Genomic DNA, 23,570 nt, shown 5'->3' with positions numbered 1-23,570 from the left:
GGCCGGGCGGCGGGCTATGAGGGACGACGACGGGACTATAGGCTGGGTGCCAAGGTCCGTATGGGGGACGTCGGATGTCGACGGGCCGGGTCTTATGGGGAGGATATCGTGTCACAGCCAGAGCACGGCCAAAATCCATCGCCGGGCAGTCAGCCCGCGCCGGGCAACCAGCCACAGTGGGGCAACCAGCCACAGTGGGGCAACCAGCCACAATGGGGCGGTCAGCCACAATGGGGCGGTCAGCCACAGTGGGGTGGTCCCCCGGCCTGGGCGGCACCGCAAAGCGGTGGTCACCAAGCCCAACCCACCCCTGGATGGCCGCCGGGCCCATCTTATGGACAACCCTTCTATGTTGCTCCTCCCAAACCTGGCGTTATCCCCCTGCGTCCGCTCCAGTTCGGAGAGATTCTGGACGGGTCCTTCCAGACGATTCGCCGCAACGCGGCATCGATGTTCGGTTCGGCCCTGATTGTGCAAGCCCTTGGGGCGGTGTTCGTCGGCATCGTCACGGTGGGGATGTTCCAACTGTCGATGTCTTTTGAATCCGTGACCTCCGAAGCGGAATTCAACGACGCCATGGGCCCCTTCCTCGCCATCATGGCAAGCACCCTGGGCGTCTCGGTGCTGATCGGTTTTCTGGGCTCGGTCCTTCAGGGCGTTCTGGTCGTGCCGGTAGCCCGCTCGGTCCTCAACCGACGGACCGGCTTCAAACAGATGTGGAAGCTCGCTGGCCGACGGATCTGGCCGCTGCTGGGCGTTGCGGCCTTACTGACTTTCGGCGGGATACTCGCAGTCGCGGCCATTGTGGGCGTTTCGGTCCTGTTGTTCACGGCCATGGGACCCGGCGCCTTGCTCGTTGTCCTGCCATTGGGCCTCGGTTCGATAGTGGCCTTTGTCTGGGTCGGACTGAAGCTGATGCTGGCCCCTGCCGCCATTGTGGTTGAGCGGACCGGCGTCTACGACGGACTCCTCAGGTCCTGGCAACTGACAAGGAACAACTGGTGGCGCATCTTCGGGATCACTCTTGTTGTCGCCATCATGGTGGGCATCATCGCCCAGATAGTGCAGATCCCTGCTTCCTTGGCGGCGGCAGCCATTGGTGGTGTGGTTGCCCCCCACCCCGATGCCGAAACCGTTGCTTCCACGCTGGTGGTCACCACAGTGATTTCCTCGGCAATCGGCGCGCTGGTCGGGTCCGTCACTTTCGCCTTCCAGGCCTCCGTCTTCGCCTTGATCTATATGGACCTCCGCATGCGTCGGGATGGTTTGGACGTTGAGCTAATGCGGCTGATGGAAACCGGCGACGATCCGGAAGGCATACCGGGCGGTCCTTCGAGTCGGCCCGCAAGCACATTCCAGCCCCCGAACGGCGGGCAGTTTCCGTCCGTTCCTCCCGGGCCGCGTCCACCGGCATGAGGGTTCCGCCGTGGGATGCGCCCGTCGCCCTGGCAGCCATGGAACCACCCGTGACGCCCGACCGCGACGAGGCGCGTCGTTGGGCCGCCGAAGAACTGTCCAAACCCCAGTACCCTGACGCCCAACCCAGCTGGTTGGACCAACTGTGGCGTGATTTCCTGGACTGGCTGACGTCCTTGGAGGGGGACGGAACAGGCTCCGGACCGGACTTTGCTGCTCCCTTGATAGTCGCGTTGGCCGTTGCGCTCATCATCGTTGCCGTCATTGTGGTCCGCCCCCGTCTGAACGCCCGGCGAAAGGCCGCCCACGCTGACATCTATGGGGACGACAACACCATGGATTCAGAGGGGTACAGGAAACGCGCGGCAACCGCGGCCGACGACGGCGACTGGCCGGCCGCCGTCGTCGACCAATTCCGTGCGCTTGTCCGCTCAGCTGAAGAGCGTGACGTCATTGAAGTCCGAGCCGGAAGAACGGCCGATGAAGCGGCAAGGCAACTAGGGCAGGTCTTCGGTTTCGCACAGGCCCGGCTTGACGCGGCCGCCCGCCTCTTCGACGCTGTGCGCTACGGCGAACAGGGCGCCACTGCATCCGGCTACGAGGCCGTCCGCCAGCTGGATGGTGACCTTCTTGGGGTGAAGCCCGACTTCGCAGGGCAGGCGCACGCCGGATTTGCGGTGCCCCGATGACCACGCACGTGAGGGATGAAGCCCGGGCCCGGGGCCATGCGGCCGACGTCGGACTTCCCCCGGGCCAGGGGTTCGCAACCTGGTTCCGGAAGCACTTGGCGTGGATTGGGATCGGCGGATTGCTGGCTGGCCTTGTTGCTTTTCTTGCCATCTCCAGCGTGTCCGCCTCGAAGGATCCACGGCCGCTGTCCGCACACAATCCAGCGCCCGATGGTGCCATGGCCGTGGCCGAAATACTGGGGCGCCAAGGCGTATCCGTCACGCCGACAAACACCTTTGAAGACACCATGGCGGCCTTGACCAACCAAAACGGCGCCACTGTCCTCGTCCATGATCCGCGGGGGTTCCTTGATCAAACCCAACTGGCAGACCTCATGGCCGGGGCTGATCGGGTAGTCCTGGTCAAGCCACGGCTCAAAACAATAACGGCGGTAAATCAAGGCTTCCGTCCCGGTGGCGTGGTTCCTGAAGCAACAAAGGTCATCGATCCCGGATGTGATCAGGACGACGCCAGGGCGGCAGGCAGGATCTCGGCACAAGGCTCCATCTATTCGGGGCCGGTAGTCTGCTATGCCTTGCCGGGCAATCAGTCAGGCCTCTATGCCGCGTCGGCGGACAGCCGGGTAATAGTCCTTGGCAGCACGGATCTGGTTGACAATCAACACCTCGCATTGGAAGGCAACGCCGCCGTTGCGCTCCGTACCCTTGGCGCCAACGCCAACCTCGTCTGGTACCTACCGGGAATCGAGGACCTCTCGGCGGCTGGATCGGCCCCCACGCTGAACGAGTTGGCGCCGCGTTGGCTGGCTTTCGCCGGACCTTGGCTGGGACTCGTGGTGGTCCTGGCCATCGCTTGGCGTGGCCGACGCCTGGGCCCGCTGGTGTTCGAGCCACTTCCCGTGGTGGTCAAGGCCGCGGAAACTGCAGAAGGCAGGGCACGCCTTTACCAGGACTCGCGGGCTGTGGGGCTTGCCGCGGGCAATCTACGGGCAGGGGCATTGACCCGCTTGGCCAAGCACTTCAGCCTCGGCGCAGACGCAACCAAGGACGCCATTGTGGACGCCTGTGCCCAACACCTGGAGCGGCCTGCAGCGGACATACGGTCCGTCCTGATCGACTTTTTACCGGAAAACGAAGGACAACTGGTGCAGTGGGCACAACAGATCGAACGAATCGAACAGGAGGCGACCGCCCGATGAGCAGCCAGCCGAACAGCTACACGGACAGCAACAGCCAATACACGGGCGGTGCCCCGCAGCAGCAGGGCCTCCCGCAGCAGAGCGTGGCGCCAGGCAATGACGCCCTGGGAAGTAGTCACCGCACTGCAGCTGGGGAGCCGCGGACAACTGATGACCCTGCCCGCCAATCCCTGCTGAATGTCCGGGCCGAAGTGGCGAAGGCGGTTGTCGGGCAGGACCCTACGGTCACTGGCATGCTTATTGCGCTGCTTTGTGGCGGCCACGTGCTCCTGGAGGGCGTCCCCGGCGTAGCAAAAACCCTGCTGGTGAGGGCCTTGTCCACCGCGTTGAGCCTGGACACCAAGCGTGTTCAGTTCACCCCGGACCTCATGCCCGGCGACGTTACGGGCTCCCTCGTCTACGACTCCCATTCTTCCGAATTCACGTTCCGCGAAGGTCCCGTCTTCACCAACATCATGCTCGCGGACGAGATCAACCGTACGCCGCCGAAGACCCAGGCGTCCCTCTTGGAGGCCATGGAAGAGCGTCAAGTATCCGTGGATGGAGTTTCGCGCCGGCTTCCGAATCCGTTCATCGTGGCCGCCACCCAAAACCCGGTGGAGTACGAAGGTACTTATCCCTTGCCTGAAGCCCAGCTGGACCGGTTCCTCCTCAAGCTCACCATGCCGCTGCCTGGAAGGGCCGAGGAGATCGAGGTGATCCGGCGCCATGCCGCCGGTTTCGATCCGCGAAACCTCGCCGCTGCAGGTGTGCGGGCGGTGGCGGGCGCCGTCGAGCTTTCCGCTGCCCAGGCAGCAGTAGCGCATGTAGTTGTCGCTCCCGAGATCCTCGGTTACATCGTTGACGTTGTACGCGCCACGAGGTCCGCGCCTTCCTTCCAGCTGGGAGTCTCGCCCCGTGGTGCGACGGCACTGCTCAATACCTCCAAAGCATGGGCGTGGCTGTCCGGGAGGTCCTTCGTCACTCCGGACGACGTCAAGGCGTTGTCGTTGCCGTGCCTTCGGCACCGGGTTGCCCTCCGTCCGGAAGCACAGATGGATGGAATCCAGGTGGACGATGTCCTGGGCAGCATCCTCGCTTCGGTTCCGGTGCCGAGGTGAGCTCCGGCCGGATCCTGCCCGGGGCGGCCTGAATGGCCATCACGGGTCGTTTCGTGCTGCTTGCCCTGGCCGGATTAGTGCCGTTGGTGTTGTTTCCCGCAGGAAGCACGGTTCTGTTCACTGGCGTCGGGTTACTGATGGTGCTGGTACTTGACGTGCTCCTGGCGGCGTCGCCTGCAAAGCTCGGACTGGACCGCCAACAGCCCGGAAACGTGACCCTGCAGGGCAGGGCGGACTCTGTTGTGACGCTCACCAACCCCACCCGTCGGAAATTGCGGGCCGAGGTAAGGGACGCGTGGCAGCCCTCTGCCGGTGCCGTGCATCCTGTCCAACCGTTGGTGGTCCCCCCGGGCGAGCGGCGTCGCATGAGAGTGGAGCTGGTTCCCAGCCGCCGCGGTGACCTGGAAAGCCCCCACGTCACCATTCGTTCCTTCGGACCACTCGGCATGGCGGCCAGGCAACGGACGCGCATCCTTCCCGGTCAGCTGAGGGTCCTGCCGCCTTTCCACTCGAAGCGCCATCTGCCCTCCAAGCTCCGCAAGCTCCGGGAGCTGGATGGCAGGGCAGCCGTGCAGATTCGCGGGGCCGGAACAGAATTCGATTCCCTCCGCGATTATGTCCGCGGTGATGACGTCCGGTCCATCGATTGGCGCGCCACAGCACGCCGGACATCAGTGGTTGTCCGGACGTGGCGCCCGGAACGCGACCGACGGGTGGTCATTGTCCTGGATACCTCTAGAACAGCCGCCGCCAGGATCGTGGACGAGCCCCGCCTCGATACGGGAATCGAAGCGGCCTTGCTGCTCTCGGTACTTGCCGAACGCGGTGGGGACCGGGTTGACTTCCTTGCTTACGACCGCCGGCTCCGGGCCCGGGTCGAATCGGCGTCCAAAGGCAACCTCCTGGGCCAACTTGTCCAGGCCATGGCTCCTTTGGGAGCGGAACTGATCGAACTGGACTGGCAGCAAATCCCGGCGCAAGTGCGGGCGGTCTCGGCGCACCGCTCGCTGGTGGTGCTGTTGACGGCGCTCGACGGCGGCGCCCCCGAAGAAGGGCTCCTCCCCACTGTGGCGCAATTGTCCCGCCAACACGTGGTGGTGGTTGCTTCGGTACGGGACCCCCTGCTGGCGGCCATGAAGGAAGAACGGACCACAGCAAGCCAAGTGTTTCGTGCCGCCGCCGCCGAACGGGCTTTGTTGGAAAGGGCAGCAGTGACAGCCCAGCTCCGGCAACTGGGGGCCGAGGTGGTCGATGCAGAGCCGCTGGAGGTTCCACCCCTGCTCGCCGACACGTATATCCGGCTCAAAGCCGCCGGAAGGCTCTAGTTCCCATTGTCCGGAAAGGACTGCCATGAACGCCCCGATCTACCAGCTCGCACTTGGCGATGACTTCACCAAGCTGACCCCGGAGCTCCAGGACTACTTCTCGCTGGCCGCCGGTTCCGGTTCCTACGGAATAGGGGAAGGCACCTTTGACGTGGTGGGTTGCCGGCAGAAGTGGCTGCGTCCCCTGCTCGCCCTCACGGGGAGCGAGCAAGCATTCTTCCCGGAGTACGGCGAGGGCATCCGGTTCCGCATCGAGAACCACGCACACATTGATCCTTTTGGACGCCCTGCCCTGACTGCCCGGCGTGAGATCTATTTTCCCTCCGGGACAAGGCTGTTCCACGATACAACGAGCGCGGTCATGCCGGACCACGGCCGGCAGAGCGGACCGGAGCGGGCCCATCTGGTGGACCACGTGGGACGGTATCGGCGGCTGGTGACGGATCTGGATGTCAGTGTCACCACCGAGGGCAGGCTCCGTGGTGTTTCCAAGGCGAGCAGGCTGTTCCTGGGCCCCCTTCGACTTCCTTTGCCGGCAGCGCTGGACGCGCGCGCCTATGCGGAGCAGTGGTGGGACAGTGCCGAGGGCAAACACCGGATCCAGGTCAAGGTGATCCAGCCACAGATCGGATTGGTCCTCGTGTATGCCGGACGCTTCGACTACCGGTTGGCGCCGTACCTGCCCGGAGCAGCACCGGGCACAGCCCTGCCGCGCTACGCAGAACCAGACCGTTGGGAAAAGAGGATCTAGCGCGGCCGCCTACGGCCCTGCGTCACCGTCACCCCTGTGCCAACTTCACCCTTGTGCCAACTGGTCCAGCCCATCGGCTGTCTGGGTCAGTTTCTTCAGCACATCCATGGCCGCTGAAGGCTTGAAGTCCGCGAGGCCCGAGGAGGGTGTGACGCGGATTCCGGCCAGGCCCGAGGCCGGCAGGCCAAGCTGACGCCACGGCTTCCAGATACTCTCAACAACGTCTGAAGTCCGGGGCAGCCGCCCTTGCGGGTCGCTGATGTGCAGCGCCCCGGCCCACACGCGTTTGCCGCTCTCCACAGCGCCCGCGAGCTGTTCCCACTGGCGGGTGGTCAGTGCCCTCAGGGGAACGGCGACGCCGTCGGCTCCTGCAGCAAGAATCCGTTCGATCGGCGCCTCTATCTCTGGAACGGAGACCACAGTCTCGACGACGCCTGCAGCCTTGAGTGCCTCGATCACCAGACGCCATCCCGCCGTGACTTCTTCGCCGGCCACGGACCGGAGCGTGCGGTAGCCACTCGCCGTCGGGATCGTCCCAGCCATAACCGAGGCGATATCCGGTTCGTCCACCTGGACCACGATGCCGGCGCCTGGAACTGCCGCCGAGATCCGACGGACATGATCGGCGACGCCAGCGGCCAGGGACTCCGCGATGTCCCGGCGGGCTCCGTAGTCCAGTAGCGCCCGTTCGCCGTTGTGCAGGTGGAGGTTCGCCGCGAGGCTCAGGGGACCCAACAACTGGATCTTGAGTTCCGCCGCAGAAACGTCTTCGGCGCCCGCAACGTCGGCAAGGATATTGATGTCCGTCGACAAAGCCGAGCGTGCGCGCCGGGCGTCCTTTCCTGGCCTGTCAACCAGGCGCCACCCGTGCGGTTGGACGTCAAGGGCCAGGTCAACAAGCAGGGAGCCGGTCCGCCCAACCGGATCCGAGCCCACTCCGCGGTCCGGCAGCTCGGGCAGGAACGGAAGGTGGGGATCCCCCAATTCGCCCCGGATTATCCGGATTGCCTCCGCAGGATCGCTGCCTGGCCAAGGGCCCAGTGCAGTGGCGCTGGCGCGCTGGTCATTCTCGGACGACATCAACTATGCCTGCAGGCGTGAAATCTGGTGATCCTCTGCTATGGCTTCGTGGTGGCGGATCACTTCGCTGATGATGAAGTTCAGGAATTTCTCCGCGAAGGCGGGATCAAGGTGTGCATCCTCGGCAAGCCGGCGCAGGCGGGCAATCTGGGCAGACTCGCGGCCCGGGTCTCCGGCAGGAAGCTTATGAGTGGCCTTGAGCACCCCTACCTTTTGGGTTGCTTTGAAACGCTCCGCGAGCAGGAATACGAGTGTTGCGTCGATGTTGTCGATGCTTGACCGAATGGACAGCAGCTCATCCATGACGGCACGGTCCACCTGGCCGGCCAAGGAACTCGCTGCCGGATTGAAGGAATCGGCATCATCGGAAAGGGCGTTGTTGTGCTCGGTCATGCATCCCAGTCTATGGTGCCGGGCGGCACCGCCGCGGGTGTTACCTTCGCACGTCGGACCCAACAGGCCAATGCGGCAAAGTCGGTTTCCCCGCGACCGGGATCGGAGCACAATGGCAGCATCACTGCTGGTTTGGCAAAGGAGCTTCCATGAAAATCGCGGTTCTGGGCACGGGTATGGTGGGGCACGCCCTGGCGGGCAAGCTGGTGTCCTTGGGACATGAAGTAACCATGGGATCCCGGGAACCCGGCAATCCGAAGGGAGAGGAATGGGCCCGGCAGGCCGGCACACAGGCCCATGCCGGCTCCTTCGCCGATGCAGCAGGGCAATCCGAGCTGATTGTGAACGCCACGCCGGGCACTGTGAGCCTGGCAGCCCTCGCCGAGGCAGGCGAAGCCAACCTCAAGGGCAAGATCCTGCTGGACGTGTCCAATGCCCTGGACTCTTCGAGTGGCTTTCCCCCATCACTGGCCGTATGCAATACGGACAGCATCGCTGAGACCATCCAGCGGACATATCCGGACGTTCGGGTGGTCAAATCTCTGAATACGGTCAGCGCGCCGGTCATGGTGGAGCCGGCCAGGCTCCCCGGTCCCCATGACATTTTCATGGCTGGCAATGACCAAGGGGCCAAGTCCACTGTCTCCGGGTTGCTGCAGGAATTCGGCTGGGCACCTGAGCACATCAGGGACCTTGGCGGCCTCGACGCTGCCCGCGGATTGGAGATGTGGCTGCCGCTATGGCTCCGGATCTTCATGCAGCAGCCGCAGGGAAAAATGTTCAACATCGGTATCGTTTCCGAATAGCCCGAGCACCTCCAGCACAGGAAAGGCACGCCCCTCGCCATGGGGCGTGCCTTTCATTTACCAGGGCCGGGTCTAGCCGCCCAGCAGCGCGCGGTGGGCTTCCCGCCGTCGTGCCTGTTCGTCAGGGTCCGGTACCGGCAGGGACGCAATGAGCCGCTTGGTGTAGTCGTGCTGAGGCGAGCCCATCACATGGTTCCCGATCCCCTGCTCCACCAGTTGGCCCTTGTAGAGAACCCCCACCCAGTGGGACAACATGTCCACCACAGCGAGGTCGTGGCTGATGAACAGCGCCGCAAAACCGAACTGCTCCTGGATGTCCTTGAACAGGTCCAGGACCTTCGCCTGAACGGAAACGTCCAAGGCGGAGGTGGGTTCGTCGGCGATCAGGAGGCGTGGGTTCAGCGCCAGCGACCTCGCCAAGGAGGCGCGCTGCCGCTGCCCGCCGGACAGCTCGTGCGGGTAGCGTTGCGCGTACGACGCCGGCAGCTGGACTGACTCGAGCAGCTCACCTACCTTTTTCCTCGCCTCAGCCGCGCTCGGCTTGGTGTGGATCATGAGCGGTTCAGCGACGCACTCACCGATGGTGAGGTGCGGATTGAACGAGGCCGCCGGATCCTGGAAGACGAAGCCGATCTCCTTGCGGAGCGGACGGAAAGTACGCTCCTTGAAATCCAGCATTTCGTAGCCCAGCACCTTCAGGCTGCCGCCGGTTGTCCGGTTCAGCCCCGCAATGGCCCGTCCGATGGTCGACTTGCCCGAGCCGGACTCCCCCACCAGGCCAAAGACCTCGTTCTCCGAGACCGTGAAGCTGACGTTGTCCACGGCTTTGAACCCGTGCCTGCCGAACCTGCCCGGGTATTCGATGGTGAGGTTCTTCGCTTCCACCAGGATTTTGCCGTCCTGGTGGAGGCGCCCCCGGGCGCCTTCCGAAGCCGAATGGCGTCCCAGATGCGGCACGGCCGCCAGCAGCTTCTTGGTGTAGTCCTCTTGTGGATCAGCGAAGAGGACCCGGGAAGGAGCTTCCTCCACCACGTCGCCCTGGTACATGACCACTACCCTGTCCGCGAGATCGGCAACCACACCCATGTTGTGGGTGATGAGCACAATCGAGGTCCCGTAGTTGTCCCTCAAATCACGCAGGAGCTGCAGGATTTCTGCTTGAACCGTGACATCTAACGCGGTGGTCGGCTCATCGGCCACGATCAGCCCCGGGTTCAGGGCCAGCGCCGCCGCAATAACCACGCGCTGTTTCTGGCCGCCGGAGAACTGGTGCGGGTAGTAGTTGACCCGGGTTTCAGGGTCGGGGATACCCACCTTGCGCAGTGCCTCGGTTGCCCGTTGCTTTGCCTCCTTGGCGGAGACGCGCTTGCCGTCGGTTGCGTGCGCCCGGATGCCTTCGGCAATTTGCCAGCCAACGGTAAAGACGGGATTCAAAGCCGTGGAAGGTTCCTGGAACACCATGGCCACATCGCGTCCGCGGATCTTGCGGAGCGTGGATTTGCTGACGCTGATCACGTTGTTGCCGTTGATCACCACCGCGCCCGAACTAATGGCTGTTTCCGGGAGCAGGCCAAGGATGGTCTTGGCGGTCACGGTCTTGCCGGATCCCGACTCGCCCACGATCGCAACGACTTCACCAGCCTTCACGTCAAGGCTTACGTCCTTGACGGCGTGCACATCGCCGCCATCGGTGGCGAAGGTGACCTGGAGACGGTCGATGGTGAGAACCGGCTGGCCACTGCCCGCCCGGTCCGACACATTTCCAAGGTTGGTGGTCATGGCTTACCTGCCTCTGCCGGGGTTGACGGCGTTGTTGGTGCTGCCGGAGTCCCTGGCGCGGGTGTTCTGCCCGCGCGCTTGCGTCCACGGATCCGGGGGTCGTTGAGGTCATTGATGCTTTCGCCCACCAATGTCAGGCCCAGGACTGTGAGCACGATCGCAATACCAGGGAAGACTCCCGTCCACCAGATACCGGATGAGGTGTCAGCCAAGGCCTTGTTGAGGTCGAACCCCCATTCAGCAGCGGAAGTGGGCTCGATGCCGAAGCCAAGGAAGCCCAGGCCGGCGAGCGTCAGGATTGCTTCCGAGGCGTTAAGGGTGAACATCAGCGGCAGGGTCCGGGTGGCATTCTTGAAAATGTGGCGTCCGATGATGCGCATGCTGGACGCGCCCAGGACCTTGGCCGACTCGACGAACGGCTCAGCCTTCAGCCGGATGGTCTCGGCGCGGATAACCCGGAAGTACTGCGGGACGAAAACCACGGTTATGGAGAACGCACAGGAGAAGATGCCGCCCCAGAAGCTGGACTGGCCACGGCTGATCACGATGGAGATGACAATGGCCAGGAGGAGGGTGGGGAACGCGTAGATGGCATCCGCGACAACCACCAGGATCCTGTCCAGCCAGCCGCCGAAATAGCCACTCAGCAGGCCGAGGGCCACACCGAGGAACAGGGACATCGCCACTGACACGATGATCACCGTCACAGCGGTCTGCGAGCCCCAAATGACACGCGACAAAACGTCGTAGCCACCCACTGTTGTTCCCAGCAGGTGTTCACCGCTGGGGGCTTGTTGGGTGGGGAACGAACCCGACTCATCGCTGAGCTGGGAGTAGCCGTACGGTGCCAGGAGTGGTGCGAAGATGCTGGTCAGGATGAAAAGCCCGCTGAGGACGACGCCGACGATGAGCATGCCGCGCTGGAGGCCCACGCTCTTCTTAAGGTGCGAAATCACGGGAAGCCGGGAGAACAACGGCTGCTTGGGTGCGGTCAATGCAGGAGTACTCATGGTCAGTACCTCACTCGGGGGTCGATGAGCGCGGCGATGATATCCACGATGAAGTTGGTGACTGCAACGATGATGGCCAGGAGCACCACGATTCCCTGGACGGCGACAAAGTCGCGGGCATTCAGGTATTGCACCAACTGGTAGCCCAGTCCCTTCCATTCAAAGGTGGTTTCGGTCAGGATGGCACCGCCGAGCATGAGGGCAATCTGCAACCCCATGACGGTGATGATGGGAATGAGAGCCGGCTTGTAAGCGTGTTTGGTCACCAGCCGGAACTCACTGACGCCCCTGGAGCGACCGGCCTCGATGTAGTCCTTTCCCAACGTGCCGATGACGTTGGTACGCACCAGCCGCAGGAAAACGCCAGCAGTCAGCAGGCCGAGTGCTATGGCGGGAAGGACGGCATGGGAAGCGATGTCCCCCAATGCCGTGAAGTTTCCGCTCCGTAGTGCGTCCAGCCAGTAGATACCGGATGGCGCCGCCAAGCCGCTCATGGTCAGTTCAGTCCGGGTGGAGGCGCGCCCCGCCACCGGGAACCATCCAAGCCACACGGAAAAGGTCAGCTTGAGCAGCAGGCCGGAGAAGAACACCGGAGTGGCGTAGCAGAGGATCGCGAAGAACCTCAGCAGAGCATCCGGAGTCTTGTCGCGGTGCTGGGCTGCGATGAGCCCGAACGGAATGCCGACTGCCAGCGCCACGATCAGTGCGTTGATGGAAAGCTCAAGCGTGGCTGCACCAAAGGTGGTCAGCACCTCCACCACTGGTCGCCGATCGGTGATGGTGGTTCCGAAATTGCCGGTGATGAGCTGGCCAAGGTACTCGAAGTACTGGACCAGGACCGGCCGGTCATACCCGGCGTCGTGGATGCGCTGGGCCAGGACATCCGGGGGGAGGCGTCCGCCTTGGGATGCGGTGATGGGGTCTCCGATGACCCGCATCAGGAAGAAGACCAGCGTTACCAGGATGAAGACGGTGGGAATGATCAGGAAGAACCTGATCACGATATATCTGCCCAGCCCTCCCCCGCCTTTGGACTTGCTCTTGGGAGCTACGATGCCGGGCTCAGCCTCGGGTACATCTATAAGTGTTGTCATTTGCTACCTGCATTTCCTGCCCGTGGATTACGCGGGGTTGTCTCATGCGTGCCGGCCATGTTGGTGGTCAGCAAAGGAGGCGGGACACCGGATCAGTGTCCCGCCTCCCTTCTCATCACAAAGGTGCGGCTACTTGGAAATTACTCCGAGACGGAACTTGAAGGACGGATCCAGGGTCTTGTCGACGCCGTTCACGCCACTTCCGACCACCGCCACCTGAGCACCCTGGAGCAGGGGCAGGGTGGAGATGTCCTTGGCCAGCGCGTTCTGGACTTCCTTGATGTCCGCTTCGCGCTTGGTCTTGTCTGCTTCAGTGAGCTGCTTGCCGATGAGCTCGTTCACCGTGGCGTTGTTGTAGTGGTTCTTCAGGAAGCCGCCCTCGGGGAAGAACGGAGTGAGGTAGTTATCGGCATCGCTGAAGTCGGGGAACCACCCAAACTGGAACAACGGGTACTCGTCGGCACGGCTGGCCTTGCTGTACGTGACCCATTCGGTGGACTGCAGGTTCACCGTGAAGAGGCCGGACTTCTCCAGCTGCTCCTTGACCATGGCGTATTCGTCTCCGGAGGATCCGCCGTAGTGGTCCGGGTTGTACTGCAGGTTCAGTGCGACGGGTTCCGTAATGCCGGCGTCGGCCAGGACCTTCTTGGCCTTGTCCAGGCTTGGCTTTCCCGCATCGCCGTAAGCATCCTTGAAGGACTCGTTGGCGCCGAGGAAGCCGCTCGGAACGTTGGAGTACAGGGGCAGGTAGGTGCCCTTGTAGACCTGATCGGCAATGGCCTGGCGGTCAACGAGGTTGGCCACGGCCTGGCGAACGGCGAGTGCCTTGGCCGGGTCTGCGCCTGCAGCCTTCGTTCCGTACGGCATGGTGTCGAAGTTGAACGTGATGTAGCGGATTTCGCCACCCGGTCCGGTAAGGACCTTGACCTTCGAGTCCTTGCGGAGGTCGTCGATGTCCGTAGCGCTCAAGCTGCGGAAGGCAACGTCAATTGCTCCTTGCTGGATTTCCAGCTTCAGGTTGGTGGGGCTGGCGTAGTACTTGATGGTGGCTGCCTCGTTCGCGGGCTTGCCAAGAACGCCTTGATAGTCGGCGAAGGCCTTGAAGCTGACAAGTTCGTTCTTCTTGTAGCTGTCAATGGTGTACTGGCCGTAGAACGCGTTCGCCTTGATGATCTCGTCGTCCGAGAGGACCTTGTCGGCCGGGAAGACTTCATCGTCCACGATTGGCGCGGCGGGGCTGCTGAGGATCTGGCTGAACGTTTGGTCGTTTGCGTTCTTCAACTTGAAGACCACAGTGGTGGCGTCGGGGGTGCTCACGCTCTCGATGTTGGTCAGCAACGATGCCGGACCAGCGGGGTCGTTGATGGCCACTTGCCGATCAAACGAGAACTTGACGTCCTTGGAATCCAACGTGTGGCCGTTGGCCCATTTCAGCCCGGACTTGAGCTTGACAGTGTATTCCGAGGGTGCTGTGAACGACGACGATTCCGCGAGGTCCGGTACTGGCTCCGCACCGCCGGGCTTGGAGTTCAAAAGGAAGGAGTAGATCTGGTTCATCACCATGAATGAACCGTTGTCGTAAGATCCGGCCGGGTCCAGGGACGTGACCTTGTCTGTGGTGCCGTAGGCGATGGGGCCCGCGGCAGCCGGGGCAGATGATGAGCCGCCGCCGGAGGGTCCCGTGCATGCCGTCAAAGCGAGCGCGGAGATGCCCGCCAGCGCGATAACGCCGTGCAGGGCCTTCTTGTTCAGTGCCATCTGGTGAACCTTCTGTTCGATGGATTCGGCGCGCCGCCGTGGGATATTTGTGACGGCGCACACTCTTAGTGCCTCGATTCAACCAGACTTCGAAGGATACGAACCCTTGAAATAGTGATTTGAGACACAAAATTTACTTTCCAGTAGCTTCATTCGCCTGTCCAGGGCCATTGTCCCGGTAGGGGTGCGGGAATATCGTTGTCGAAGGGTCTCCACTCACTGAACGACAGCCCAAAGGACAGGCACATGAGCAAGGCAGCACTCTGTGTAGGGATCAACAAGTTCAAGTTCCTACCGCAATCGAGTTGGCTCAACGGCTGCGTCAACGATGCCGAAGACCTCGCCGAAATGTTGGAGAAACACTACGGCTTTGAAAGTTCCGCCATCACGGTGCTGCGCGATGCCAAGGCAGTGAAGAAAACGGTGATGGCCGAACTCAACAAGTTGGTGGACACGGCGGTGGCGGGCACAGCCAACCACATCGTCTTCACTTTCTCCAGCCATGGAACGCAAGTGCCGGACACCAACGGAGACGAGGGCGACCGCCTGGATGAGGCCTTCGCATGCTACGACATCAACAATTCCGGTGATGCCTGGGATCCGGACACCGTGATCTCGGACGACGAGCTGGCAGTGCTGTTCGCCCGGCTCCCCAAAGGTGTGCTCATGGATGTTGTGCTGGACACCTGCCACAGTGGGACCGGGCTCAAGTCTTTGGACCTGATTCCCGGTCGCCGCCCCCGCTTCCTGCCGGCCCCTACGCCCCGCGCAGTCATCGCCAACGAATCCAAGGACACCCGCAGCCTGAGGGACATGGTCAGGACCGCGAAACTCTCGACGCCGGTCTTGATGGCCGCTTGCCGTTCTGACCAGACAGCCGCAGATGCCTTGATCGATGGGCGGTATAACGGTGCGTTCACCTACAACTTCGTGAAGTCCCTGCTGGGCGACAGCACGGTGGGACGGGCTGAGATCCTGAAGCAGGTCAGCAAAGGACTCAAGTCCGGCGGCTTCGACCAAGTCGCCCAATTGGAAGCTTCGACGGCGGCAGGCAAGGCTGCTTGGGGCGCCTGACCCGCGCTGCCCGCTTCATCCCCTCATCAGCTAGTCGCCCGTGCCATGGAACTTGTCCCGGACTCCGGACGAGGCAGCTTCTTCGGCATCATGACGTTGGTCGGAGCCAAATAGCTGTCCTTGGCGCTCCCTGTCCATGACTGGTTTCAGGGCGGCATACACAAGGCGGCCGCCGGCGTCGAAGCGCAGCAGCCCTCCCCCACGGATGTCCACGAAGTCCCTCCGCGTCCTCAGGCCAAGGCGGACGTACGCCTCCCGTCGGCTCATACGGACCGTCTGGATGAACGAGGCCCCTATCTCGGAAATGATGAAACCGTCCGGGGAGACACGCTCAGAGGTGCGTACACGCGTGGAACTCAGGGGCGTCCGCCGTTCAAGCCGCGCCGCCTCCAGGAGCCGGGGATTCTCCCAGACGAAACGTTGCACCTCCTGGGGGTCGGAGCCGAGGGCAGAAAGCCTGATGGGATAACGGAGTCCCTGGTAATTGTCCACGCCGCTGATGTTGTTCATTGACACTCGACGGATACCGATCGCGGAGAACTCGGTTTGGAGTGCCTCGCGATACCCGTAGTTGTCTTCGGGAACCATGTCCACGTCAGCGGCAATGATGCCGCGCAGGAGATCCCGCCACGAGACGTCAACCGGAGGCATATACGAGAGTCCGCGAATCACCATCCGCAAGACCCTGATAGCCACGATCGAACCCGATTCGGCCTTCTGTTGGAGGCTTTGACTGTCCCCGAAGCGGGCGTTCCGTTCCGACCACAGTCGTTGGACGGACCGTAGCACCGCACCCACCACGACGGCGCCGCGCGCATGGGGCTCCGGCATTGCCTGCCAGTCTTCCGGCACGGCGCCGACGAAAGGTTCACGCAAGGGACCGCGGGCAAAAAGGTCGCGTGCGAAGTCGAAGAGGGAACGCATCAGGACGGCATCATCCACAACCTGCCCGGCCTCAAAACCACCGCCTGCCGCTTCGAGTTGCCGGTAGACCACTTCACGGGATGAGAAGACGGAAAGAATGGCTACGATATCGGCCAAGGCTTCGTGCATGGCCAGTTGCTCCATGGTGGCCATCTGGTCGGCCCAGGCCGGCCGGAAACCATCCAGAATCGCGTGCGTCACTTCGTGGGCAACTATGTCGCGATAGAGGGCAGTCGGCACTTTGTAGCCCATTCGGTCCACGGACCCGAAGCGAATGACGTTGGTTCCGCGCTCATAGCCTGTGTCAGTGGCGGTGATCATGTCCCGCGCCTTGAGAACCACCCGGCCCTCAGGATTCCATGGCATGCGCCTGCCGAGCGTGCTTTCAAAAATGTCCAAGGTGCTCATCGCCACGCCATAGACGTGCTGGGCCAGGAAACGGGTGTCATCCAAAAGTTCACGTAAGCCCGTTGGCGGAGGTTCCGAGACCAGCTGCCAAGGATCTCCCTGTTGGGTCAGGGTCACCGGGGACACCGTAGTGCCGCGCCACTTCCGGATGTGGATGGCGTAGCGGTGACCCGTGGGACCACGCCTTAGGCGTTCCACCGGAATGCGAACCTGGGCTGTCAGCGGGGGCGCCCCCGAGGCGCCAATCGGCCCCTCGGCCAGAACGGTCACGGAGACCATCTGCCCGGCTTTGATGTCTCCCGGACTCTTCTTTGGAAATGCCACAGTCATCGCCATCCCGAATGCGGACCCCAAACACCGCAGCGGAAGCGCTGCTTAGCCCAGTATGGAGTCGGTGGAATCCGGTGGCAATAACTACTAGAGCGCTGGAACCTAAAGCGCTACGCGCTGAAGAGAGCGGGCGGCGTCGATGGTCGCCTGGCCCAAGACCCGGCTGCCCTGATAAAGGACCACGGTCTGGCCCGGAGCCACACCGCGGAGCGGATCGGTCAGTGTGACAACGAGCTCGGCCCGCTGAACACCCGATTCGTCGTCGACCAATTCAACGTGTGCCACCGCTGGAACGGGGTCACCGTGGGCCCGCACTTGGGCATGGCAGCCAAAGTCGGCGCCAGTAGCAACCTCGGAGATGGGCAACCCTGCCCACGAAACCTTGATGCCCCTGATTTCGTCGATGGCCAGCAATGCTTCCGGTCCCACAACTACCTTGTTTTCCTTGGGACGGATCTCAAGGACGAAGCGTGGTTTGCCGTCAGCCGCGGGGGTTCCCAGCTTGAGGCCGCGACGCTGTCCCACCGTGAAGGCGTTGGCGCCGGGGTGTTCTCCCACCTTGGCCCCGGTCTCGTCAACGATGTCGCCGGTGGTCATGTCGATCTTTTCGGCGAGCCACCCACGGGTGTCGCCGTCGGAAATGAAGCAGATATCGTGGCTGTCGGGCTTATTGGCCACGGACAGGCCCCGACGTTCCGCTTCGGCGCGCACTTCTGCCTTGGACGGGGTCTCCGCCAGCGGGAACATGGAGTGCTTGAGCTGCTCATGGGTCAGGACGCCGAGGACGTAGCTCTGGTCCTTGGCCCAATCTGCAGCCCGGTGGAGTTCTCGGTTGCCGTCGGCATCTTCGATCACCTTGGCATAGTGCCCGGTGCATACGGCGTCGAAGCCCAGGGCTATGGCTTTCTCCAAGAGGGCAGCGAATTTGATGCGCTCGTTGCACCGCATGCAGGGGTTGGGGGTGCGGCCAGCGGCGTATTCGTCAATGAAGTCCTGGACGACGTCTTCCTTGAAGCGTTCCGAGAAGTCCCACACGTAGTAGGGGATGCCCAGGACGTCGCAAGCACGCCAGGCGTCACGGGAGTCCTCGATGGTGCAGCAGCCCCGGCTTCCGGTGCGCAGGGTGCCGGGCATCCGCGACAACGCGAGGTGGACTCCGACGACGTCGTGTCCGGCCTCTACGGCGCGGGCGGCGGCCACGGCGGAGTCCACTCCGCCGCTCATTGCTGCAAGTACTCGCATGCTGGCTTTCTGTATTTGGGGCTATGGCATCGATTCCGGCTCAGGATAGCCGGGGTGCCCATCTATTCTAGCTTGCCGTGCAAGGGCTGCGCTAAATCCCTTGACCGGTCCGGCATGCGCTTCTAAAGTCAAAACTACTGGTTTTAGAATCGAGCTGACATGGCACACGAACGAATCGTCATCGCCGGCGGTGGGCTTGCCGGCGCCACCGCAGCCCGGACATTGCGGTCCGAAGGCTATTCGGGTCCCATCACACTGATTGGCGCCGAGAACCGGATTCCCTACATCCGTCCGCCGTTGTCCAAGGAATTCCTCGTGGAAAAGGTGGGAGACGATGCCGTTGAGGTGATGCCGGCCGGTTGGTACCAGGACAATGACGTCGAGGTCCTCCTCGCCAGCCCCGTGAGCGGGATCAACCTGGGAGACCATGAGGTCGCCCTGTCCAATGGCCGGGGCCTGGGATACTCCAAGCTGCTTCTGGCAACCGGCGCACAACCGCGGACAGTCCCGATCCCCGGCGCAGACCTGGACGGCGTGATGACGTTCCGGACCTTTGACGACAGTCTGCGGCTCAGATCCCTCCTCAGGGAAGGGGGCCGAAGCGTCGTCATGATCGGGTCAGGCTGGATCGGAATGGAACTGTCAGCGGCCGCGCGCACCTACGGCAACGAGGTCACCCTGCTAGGTCTCGAAGACATTCCCCTGAGCGCGGCAATCGGGCCCAGGCTTGGCAGGTATTTCCAACAAATCCATACCGAACATGGCGTCCACTTCCGGCTTCCCGCCAGCGCCGCAGGGATTGAAGGGAAGCACGGCAAGCCCACAGCGGTCCGGACGAATACCGGGGAAACGCTGGCAGCCGACGTCGTCATCATTGCAGTTGGCGTTCTGCCGAATACAGCACTTGCCGAAGCAGCCGGGCTCGCACTCCGCAACGGAATCCTGGTGGACGCGGGACTCCACACCAGCGCGCCCGACGTCTTCGCAGCTGGAGACGTGGCAAATGCCTTCCACCCCTTCACCGGGGAACATCACCGCAGCGAACACTGGGCCAATGCGCTCAACGGCGGGAAGGTGGCCGCAAAGTCCATGCTTGGCCAGGAAGCCGTTTTGGATGTAGTGCCCTACTTCTATACGGACCAGTTCGATCTCAGCATGGAGTACTCGGGGTTTCCGTCCCTGGCGTCCGGCGTTGAGCCTGTCATCCGCGGCTCACTGGATGACGGCAGCTTCATTGCCTTCTGGTTGCGGGAACAGCAGGTAGTTGCCGGCATGAGCGTCAACCAGCGCCGCGTGCAAAAACCCATCAAAGCGTTGATTTCGACTCGCGTCCGCGCGGACGTCGCTCTGCTTACGGATCCCGGGGTGCCACTGGAGGAACTCTTGCCCAGCGGGCATCGAAGCTAGTTCGGTTCGGCCGCACCCTGCCGGGCTACCGTGGCAGCCGTTTGGATGCTGGATTCGTGACCTGCCATACCGGCCTGCCGCGCCCGGGAGCAAGCCTCGGGGAGTGCCTTGAGGAGCGCGTCCACATCCGCTTCCGTGGAGCTGTGGCCCAACGTGAAGCGCTGGGCTCCGCGTGCGGTGTCCTCATCAAGGCCCATGGCCAACAAGACGTGCGAGGGCCGCGGGACTCCGGCCGTGCATGCAGAACCGGTGGATGATTCAACACCCGCGAGGTCCAGGAGGAACAGCAGCGAATCTCCTTCACACCCCGGAAAAGTGAAGTGGGCATTTCCTGGCAGGCGGCCTGCACCAGCGGCACCACGCAGCACTGCATCCGGAACAGAAGCGCGAACGCCATCGATGAGATGGTCGCGCAGTGCGCTGAGTCGCTCCCCCTCTTGCGCCAGATTCACAGTGACTGCCTCAGCAGCGGCGGCAAAAGCGGCAATCGCCGGCGTGTCCAGTGTTCCCGAGCGAACGTCGCGTTCCTGCCCACCGCCGTGCTGCACAGGCGTCAACTTCACGGACCGTCCCAGGAAGAGCGCACCAACACCTACAGGGCCACCAAGCTTGTGGCCCGACACAGACATGGCAGCGAGGCCGGAGCCGCGGAAATCCAGGGGGACAGAGCCGAAAGCCTGGACGGCATCCGAATGGACCGGGATTCCGTGGGGCTTTGCAAGCTCCACGATGTCCGCCACCGGCTGGATGGTCCCGACCTCGTTGTTGGCCCACATAACTGTCACCAGGGCCACGGATTCGGGGTCCCGCTCAATTTCCCGCTTGACGTCCCCAAGCTGCACCGTGCCGGTCCCATCGACAGGAAGCCACACAACATCCGCGCCCTCCTGCCGCTCCAGCCACTCCACGGTGTCCAGGACCGCATGATGCTCGACGGCGGAGCACAGGATCCGCTTCCGGCGGGAATCCTCGCCGTGGCGGGCCCAGAACAGGCCCTTGACTGCCAGGTTGTCTGCCTCCGTCCCACCCGAGGTGAAGATAACCTCCGAGGGGTGCGCCCCGGCAGCTGCGGCCAATGTTTCGCGGGCGTCCTCAACCGCGCGCCGGGCGCGGCGACCCGCACCATGCAGCGAGGACGGGTTGCCCGTTCGCCCCAACTCACGAGTCATGACGGCGAGCGCCTCGGCCGACAGGGGCGTGGTGGCAGCGTGGTCAAGGTATACAGGCACCTTGCCATTCTACCGACGGGGCTTAGGACACGTTCGTTTCGGCCGCGATGCGGGCGCAACAGTGGCCTGCACCGGAGTCCTGCACCACTGCGCCGGTATCGCGGCCGGAGGCCACTGCGACTCCGGCGAGAAATGATCCGTTCATTGAGCAAACCACCGCATGGTGATCCTGCGACAACCGGTGAAAAGGACAGTTAAGCAGGCGGTATCCGCCTGTGGCATCTTGTGCCGGCTCGTATCCAAGGTCGGCCAAGACTCCAAGGAAGTCACCCGGACGTCCTGCTTTGCGCCCCTTCGCGTCCGCCACGGCCATCAGCACCTCCGCAGCCGGCGTACCTTGATCCGATGAGCCCTCGATGGCCGCGGCCATGAGATCGGCAGCGAGGTCGTACTGGCGTGCCGGGACTGATGCGCCCACCTCGTCCAGCACTGGAGTGTAGAGCTTGGCAGGGCGCCCGGAACCTGGCCCGGCTTTGTCCGGTGTCTTCCTGAACTCCGGCCGCAACAAACCGTCCCGCACCAGCCTGTCCAAATGGAACGACGCCGTGCTGCGCGGAAGTGCCATGGCCCGAGCAGCTTCGTCGCGCCCCACGGCGTGGCCCGCGTTCCTGACATAGGCGTACAACGCCCTTCGGCAGGCATCGTTCAGTGAGGCGATAGCCGAAAGCCGTTGGAGCCACGTGAGGCCTGACACGCTCATGGAGCAACAGTAGCTCTAAAAACAAGACACGTTGCTTTATAGCCCTGACCACACATTGCGGATCAGAGCCAGGGCTATCCCGGCGGCACCACTACGAGCCGGGCCGCCGCTTCTGCGCGTGCCGTGGACAAGGCACCATCATCCGGGCAAGCCAACGACACATACACAGAGGACGCCGGGACGCTGAACAAACGGGCCATCACAACAGCGGCCTTGCCGCCCGACGCCGCAGACGATTCCAACGCGAGGAATTCGACATTGTGAGGCGGTTTGTCCGAATCCTCTCCCCACCGCAGTGTCACCGGCTTCAGGTTGTCCACCGCAATGCCGGGGTCAAGATAGTGGAAGAGCTCCTTCGTTGACGCCGCATCGTCTCCTTGGGCGACCAACGGCCCCTGATTGACACTGACGCGGACAGCCAGCGTGCAGCCGTCATTCTTCCGGTACCGGACTTCGCCCTGGAGTCCGGAATGAACAACAACCCATCCCGGAACCTCTTCCAACCGGGTGGAGACCGTCACGGGATCTCCCGGGGCCAACGTGTTCCCCTCAGTCAAGGGCAAATCCTTCGCCGCCACGGCGGCAGCATCGTGCCCGGGCGTGATGGTGGGCGTCGCCAGGACCGACTCCGAGGGCGACGGCTTTGGTGCCGCTGGATCCGGAATGTTCACGGTGCAGGCTGCCAGCGCGACACCAACGGTTCCCAAGGCAGCAATCCCAGCCACCCGTCGTCGAACCTTACGCGCCACCATCGCTCCTTAGTCACCATGCCAAGCCATCTGCCGCGATCGAGTCTAGCCGCCGGGCTTGCCTAGGCAAGCACGCGCAGACCCCCCGGAACAATGTCGACATCCACAGGCAGGGGGGCGACGCGCTCGCCGTCGGCATATGCCACCACGGCTTCTGCCTCCAGCCGTACCTTCCGCACACGCTTGATCTCCACGGCAGGGTGTCCGGTGTGCTTGCCGGCGAAGACCTTCGGGAAGACAGCAAGGAAGCGGAGCCGGGACAGGGGTCGGACCACAAACAGATCCAGCATGCCGTCCTCGGGCGAAGCATCAGGGGTAATCCGCATGCCGCCGCCAATGAACTGCCCGTTTGCCACCGAAATGAGCAGCGCAGGCTGGTTCCAGGTCACGTCGTCGGCAGTGACCTTGTATTCGATCCGCCGGAAGGAGCCCAGTTCCCTGAGCATGGCAAGGTTGTAGCGGCTTTTTCCACGTGGCCAGCGCCAGGAATTGGCCCTCTCATTGACCGCAGCGTCAAACCCGGCCGAGAGAACGCCGGCAAAGTAGGTTGCCCGCCCCTTCGCTGTGACGCGTCCGACGTCGATCTTCCGGCCGCCTGATGGCATCGCGGCCAGGATCCTCCGGCAGGCGGCCGAGGTGTCATGAAGGGGCAAATCCAACAGTCGGGCAACATCGTTTCCCGTTCCGCTCGGGACGATGCCAAGGGCAATGTCCGTTCCGGCGAGCGCGTTGACCCCCAGATGGACCATGCCGTCACCGCCCACCACCACCAAGGCGTCCACCCTGGTGCCGGCCAGGGTCTGGTCAACAAGCCGCCTCAGGGCGTCGTAACTGTCAGCCGTGAGTACGACGAGGTCCCCGCCGGCGGCACGGAACTTGGCTGCGGCCAGGTCCCCGGCGTTGCGGGTCCGGCCAAAAGAGGCCGCAGGGTTTATTGCCAGTGCGATCGTCCCCGGCACACTGGACGGGATTTCAGTTGCCGGTGGAGTCACAGGCTGAATTATGCCAGCCGGGAACCACCAGCCCCGATGCCGACGTTCACATAGTGGCTGGATAAACTGCCAGTACCGCGTCTCATCGGAGCGCACCGACATTTAGAGAAGGGCC

Annotated in this window: 21 protein-coding genes; 9 read left to right on the top strand and 12 right to left on the bottom strand. The window is 63.1% G+C overall.

Features of this window, described 5'->3' with window-relative positions:
* Positions 1–108 precede the first annotated feature (108 nt).
* From ACSSVG_RS18050 to ACSSVG_RS18025, 6 genes are read left to right on the top strand one after another with little or no spacing between them, the layout of a single operon-like run.
* Positions 109–1,416: a DUF7847 domain-containing protein gene (locus ACSSVG_RS18050; RefSeq protein WP_492415797.1), complete on the top strand. Its 1,308-nt coding sequence runs from the start codon at positions 109–111 to the stop codon at positions 1,414–1,416.
* Between the two features lie 50 nt (positions 1,417–1,466).
* On the top strand, positions 1,467–2,105 hold the full coding sequence (locus tag ACSSVG_RS18045) for a DUF4129 domain-containing protein (protein ID WP_492415796.1): 639 nt from the start codon (positions 1,467–1,469) through the stop codon (positions 2,103–2,105).
* Positions 2,102–3,304 (top strand): DUF4350 domain-containing protein, encoded by a 1,203-nt coding sequence (locus ACSSVG_RS18040; RefSeq protein WP_492415795.1) that lies wholly within the window; start codon positions 2,102–2,104, stop codon positions 3,302–3,304. The genes ACSSVG_RS18045 and ACSSVG_RS18040 overlap by 4 nt, the downstream gene beginning before the upstream one ends.
* Positions 3,301–4,404, top strand: a complete 1,104-nt coding sequence (locus ACSSVG_RS18035) for an AAA family ATPase (RefSeq protein ID WP_492415794.1) — start codon at positions 3,301–3,303, stop codon at positions 4,402–4,404. The genes ACSSVG_RS18040 and ACSSVG_RS18035 overlap by 4 nt, the downstream gene beginning before the upstream one ends.
* A 32-nt stretch (positions 4,405–4,436) precedes the next feature.
* Complete coding sequence (locus ACSSVG_RS18030; protein ID WP_492415793.1) at positions 4,437–5,729, top strand: DUF58 domain-containing protein; 1,293 nt, start codon at positions 4,437–4,439, stop codon at positions 5,727–5,729.
* Between the two features lie 25 nt (positions 5,730–5,754).
* Positions 5,755–6,480, top strand: coding sequence for a DUF4166 domain-containing protein (locus tag ACSSVG_RS18025; RefSeq protein WP_492415792.1), 726 nt, complete (start codon positions 5,755–5,757; stop codon positions 6,478–6,480).
* Between the two features lie 45 nt (positions 6,481–6,525).
* Here the strand turns inward: ACSSVG_RS18025 and ACSSVG_RS18020 are convergent, their stop codons facing one another.
* Both ACSSVG_RS18020 and ACSSVG_RS18015 read right to left on the bottom strand, forming a co-directional pair.
* Positions 6,526–7,560 (bottom strand): uroporphyrinogen decarboxylase/cobalamine-independent methonine synthase family protein, encoded by a 1,035-nt coding sequence (locus ACSSVG_RS18020; protein WP_492415791.1) that lies wholly within the window; start codon positions 7,558–7,560, stop codon positions 6,526–6,528.
* Positions 7,561–7,563: 3 nt separating this feature from the next.
* Complete coding sequence (locus ACSSVG_RS18015; protein WP_231337986.1) at positions 7,564–7,953, bottom strand: chorismate mutase; 390 nt, start codon at positions 7,951–7,953, stop codon at positions 7,564–7,566.
* Between the two features lie 149 nt (positions 7,954–8,102).
* On the opposite strand from ACSSVG_RS18015, the gene ACSSVG_RS18010 reads away from it, so the two are divergent.
* Positions 8,103–8,759 (top strand): NADPH-dependent F420 reductase, encoded by a 657-nt coding sequence (locus ACSSVG_RS18010; RefSeq protein WP_492415790.1) that lies wholly within the window; start codon positions 8,103–8,105, stop codon positions 8,757–8,759.
* A 72-nt stretch (positions 8,760–8,831) separates the two neighbouring features.
* Here the strand turns inward: ACSSVG_RS18010 and ACSSVG_RS18005 are convergent, their stop codons facing one another.
* The 4 genes from ACSSVG_RS18005 to ACSSVG_RS17990 all read right to left on the bottom strand — a co-directional run bounded on the left by ACSSVG_RS18005 (position 8,832) and on the right by ACSSVG_RS17990 (position 14,400).
* A complete protein-coding gene (locus ACSSVG_RS18005; RefSeq protein WP_231337982.1) occupies positions 8,832–10,538 on the bottom strand; it encodes an ABC transporter ATP-binding protein in 1,707 nt (568 codons plus the stop codon).
* Complete coding sequence (locus tag ACSSVG_RS18000; RefSeq protein ID WP_231337981.1) at positions 10,535–11,548, bottom strand: ABC transporter permease; 1,014 nt, start codon at positions 11,546–11,548, stop codon at positions 10,535–10,537. The genes ACSSVG_RS18005 and ACSSVG_RS18000 overlap by 4 nt, the downstream gene beginning before the upstream one ends.
* Before the next feature lie 2 nt (positions 11,549–11,550).
* Positions 11,551–12,642 carry an ABC transporter permease gene (locus ACSSVG_RS17995; RefSeq protein WP_253468574.1) on the bottom strand — a complete coding sequence of 364 codons (1,092 nt, stop codon included), beginning with the start codon at positions 12,640–12,642 and terminating at the stop codon, positions 11,551–11,553.
* Positions 12,643–12,771: 129 nt separating this feature from the next.
* Positions 12,772–14,400, bottom strand: coding sequence for an ABC transporter substrate-binding protein (locus ACSSVG_RS17990; protein WP_231337979.1), 1,629 nt, complete (start codon positions 14,398–14,400; stop codon positions 12,772–12,774).
* A 246-nt stretch (positions 14,401–14,646) separates the two neighbouring features.
* On the opposite strand from ACSSVG_RS17990, the gene ACSSVG_RS17985 reads away from it, so the two are divergent.
* Positions 14,647–15,474: a caspase family protein gene (locus tag ACSSVG_RS17985; RefSeq protein ID WP_253468576.1), complete on the top strand. Its 828-nt coding sequence runs from the start codon at positions 14,647–14,649 to the stop codon at positions 15,472–15,474.
* Between the two features lie 30 nt (positions 15,475–15,504).
* Here ACSSVG_RS17985 and ACSSVG_RS17980 read toward each other — a convergent pair whose 3' ends face one another.
* Both ACSSVG_RS17980 and mnmA read right to left on the bottom strand, forming a co-directional pair.
* Positions 15,505–17,130, bottom strand: a complete 1,626-nt coding sequence (locus tag ACSSVG_RS17980; RefSeq protein ID WP_492415789.1) for a gluzincin family metallopeptidase — start codon at positions 17,128–17,130, stop codon at positions 15,505–15,507.
* Positions 17,131–17,238: 108 nt separating this feature from the next.
* The gene (gene mnmA / locus ACSSVG_RS17975; RefSeq protein WP_492419241.1) at positions 17,239–18,360 is read right to left on the bottom strand and encodes a tRNA 2-thiouridine(34) synthase MnmA; all 1,122 of its coding nucleotides are present in this window, start codon (positions 18,358–18,360) and stop codon (positions 17,239–17,241) included.
* 177 nt (positions 18,361–18,537) lie between these two features.
* Here mnmA and ACSSVG_RS17970 point away from each other — a divergent pair, with 177 nt between their 5' ends.
* Complete coding sequence (locus ACSSVG_RS17970; RefSeq protein ID WP_492415788.1) at positions 18,538–19,785, top strand: NAD(P)/FAD-dependent oxidoreductase; 1,248 nt, start codon at positions 18,538–18,540, stop codon at positions 19,783–19,785.
* Here ACSSVG_RS17970 and ACSSVG_RS17965 read toward each other — a convergent pair.
* The 4 genes from ACSSVG_RS17965 to ACSSVG_RS17950 form a co-directional block, all read right to left on the bottom strand.
* The gene (locus tag ACSSVG_RS17965) at positions 19,782–21,014 is read right to left on the bottom strand and encodes a cysteine desulfurase family protein (protein WP_492415787.1); all 1,233 of its coding nucleotides are present in this window, start codon (positions 21,012–21,014) and stop codon (positions 19,782–19,784) included. The two genes, ACSSVG_RS17970 and ACSSVG_RS17965, sit on opposite strands and share 4 nt — an antisense overlap.
* Before the next feature lie 22 nt (positions 21,015–21,036).
* Positions 21,037–21,714 (bottom strand): helix-turn-helix transcriptional regulator, encoded by a 678-nt coding sequence (locus ACSSVG_RS17960; protein WP_231337974.1) that lies wholly within the window; start codon positions 21,712–21,714, stop codon positions 21,037–21,039.
* A 74-nt stretch (positions 21,715–21,788) separates the two neighbouring features.
* Positions 21,789–22,466: a hypothetical protein gene (locus ACSSVG_RS17955; RefSeq protein WP_492415786.1), complete on the bottom strand. Its 678-nt coding sequence runs from the start codon at positions 22,464–22,466 to the stop codon at positions 21,789–21,791.
* Positions 22,467–22,525: 59 nt separating this feature from the next.
* On the bottom strand, positions 22,526–23,455 hold the full coding sequence (locus ACSSVG_RS17950; protein ID WP_492415785.1) for a diacylglycerol/lipid kinase family protein: 930 nt from the start codon (positions 23,453–23,455) through the stop codon (positions 22,526–22,528).
* Positions 23,456–23,570 lie beyond the last annotated feature (115 nt).

The sequence above is a fragment of the Paenarthrobacter sp. E2MeOHC11 genome (assembly GCF_058744955.1).
Note: the sequence above shows the minus strand (reverse complement) of the source record. Positions and strands in the feature narration are given on the sequence as shown.

Coding starts and splice junctions, on each gene's coding strand:
- ACSSVG_RS18040 (WP_492415795.1), top strand. CDS start 2,102: ATGACCACGCACGTGAGGGATGAAGCCCGGGCCCGGGGCCATGCGGCC.
- ACSSVG_RS18035 (WP_492415794.1), top strand. CDS start 3,301: ATGAGCAGCCAGCCGAACAGCTACACGGACAGCAACAGCCAATACACG.
- ACSSVG_RS18030 (WP_492415793.1), top strand. CDS start 4,437: ATGGCCATCACGGGTCGTTTCGTGCTGCTTGCCCTGGCCGGATTAGTG.
- ACSSVG_RS18025 (WP_492415792.1), top strand. CDS start 5,755: ATGAACGCCCCGATCTACCAGCTCGCACTTGGCGATGACTTCACCAAG.
- ACSSVG_RS18020 (WP_492415791.1), bottom strand. CDS start 7,560: ATGTCGTCCGAGAATGACCAGCGCGCCAGCGCCACTGCACTGGGCCCT.
- ACSSVG_RS18015 (WP_231337986.1), bottom strand. CDS start 7,953: ATGACCGAGCACAACAACGCCCTTTCCGATGATGCCGATTCCTTCAAT.
- ACSSVG_RS18010 (WP_492415790.1), top strand. CDS start 8,103: ATGAAAATCGCGGTTCTGGGCACGGGTATGGTGGGGCACGCCCTGGCG.
- ACSSVG_RS18005 (WP_231337982.1), bottom strand. CDS start 10,538: ATGACCACCAACCTTGGAAATGTGTCGGACCGGGCGGGCAGTGGCCAG.
- ACSSVG_RS18000 (WP_231337981.1), bottom strand. CDS start 11,548: ATGAGTACTCCTGCATTGACCGCACCCAAGCAGCCGTTGTTCTCCCGG.
- ACSSVG_RS17995 (WP_253468574.1), bottom strand. CDS start 12,642: ATGACAACACTTATAGATGTACCCGAGGCTGAGCCCGGCATCGTAGCT.
- ACSSVG_RS17990 (WP_231337979.1), bottom strand. CDS start 14,400: ATGGCACTGAACAAGAAGGCCCTGCACGGCGTTATCGCGCTGGCGGGC.
- ACSSVG_RS17985 (WP_253468576.1), top strand. CDS start 14,647: ATGAGCAAGGCAGCACTCTGTGTAGGGATCAACAAGTTCAAGTTCCTA.
- mnmA (WP_492419241.1), bottom strand. CDS start 18,360: ATGAGCGGCGGAGTGGACTCCGCCGTGGCCGCCGCCCGCGCCGTAGAG.
- ACSSVG_RS17970 (WP_492415788.1), top strand. CDS start 18,538: ATGGCACACGAACGAATCGTCATCGCCGGCGGTGGGCTTGCCGGCGCC.
- ACSSVG_RS17960 (WP_231337974.1), bottom strand. CDS start 21,714: ATGAGCGTGTCAGGCCTCACGTGGCTCCAACGGCTTTCGGCTATCGCC.
- ACSSVG_RS17955 (WP_492415786.1), bottom strand. CDS start 22,466: ATGGTGGCGCGTAAGGTTCGACGACGGGTGGCTGGGATTGCTGCCTTG.